This window comes from Micromonospora endophytica (assembly GCF_003236305.1).
GTDB classification, from domain to species: domain Bacteria; phylum Actinomycetota; class Actinomycetes; order Mycobacteriales; family Micromonosporaceae; genus Micromonospora; species Micromonospora endophytica.
Map to the genome: position 1 here is coordinate 1 of NZ_POTX01000530.1, position 455 is coordinate 455.

2 protein-coding genes are annotated in these 455 nt (G+C 54.7%); one reads left to right on the forward strand and one right to left on the reverse strand.

What is annotated here, in order from left to right; all coding sequences use genetic code 11:
• Window positions 1–11: 11 nt before the first annotated feature.
• Window positions 12–140, forward strand: coding sequence for an arginase family protein (locus C1I93_RS33160; protein WP_369007964.1), 129 nt, complete (start codon window positions 12–14; stop codon window positions 138–140).
• Window positions 141–212: 72 nt separating this feature from the next.
• On the opposite strand, the gene C1I93_RS30935 is transcribed toward C1I93_RS33160, so the two are convergent.
• The coding region (locus C1I93_RS30935) for a transposase (protein WP_146603628.1) at window positions 213–455 on the reverse strand (243 nt) is incomplete at its 5' end.

The window sequence follows — 455 nt, forward strand, 5'->3', positions numbered from 1 at the left end:
GTCTGAAAGATCTGAACATTGTCGGTATGGATGTAGTGGAAGTCGCGCCGGCTTACGATCAGTCGGAGATCACCGCTCTGGCGGCCGCGACGCTGGCATTAGAAATGCTCTATATCCAGGCGGCGAAGAAGGGCGAGTAAGTTGTTTTGCCGGATGGCGCTGCGCTTATCCGGCCTACAGCTGATTGATGCTTGTAGCTACCGTCTTGAACGTCAAGCGGTAGCTACATAATTTTCATCCCACGGAAGCCGCGTTTTCAACACGCCGAAGCATAAATGTACCAGTTTGCGCATCACAGCTCCCAGCGCGGCTTTCTTCGCCTTGCCCTTTGCGACCAGCCTTTCATAGATAGCCTTCGCCTGTTTGTTCCAGCGGCTCGCGGTCAGCGCTGCAACGTACAGCTTAGCCCGCACTCCTGACGGTCCTGTTTTTGACATATGTGGTCTGCCACGCAC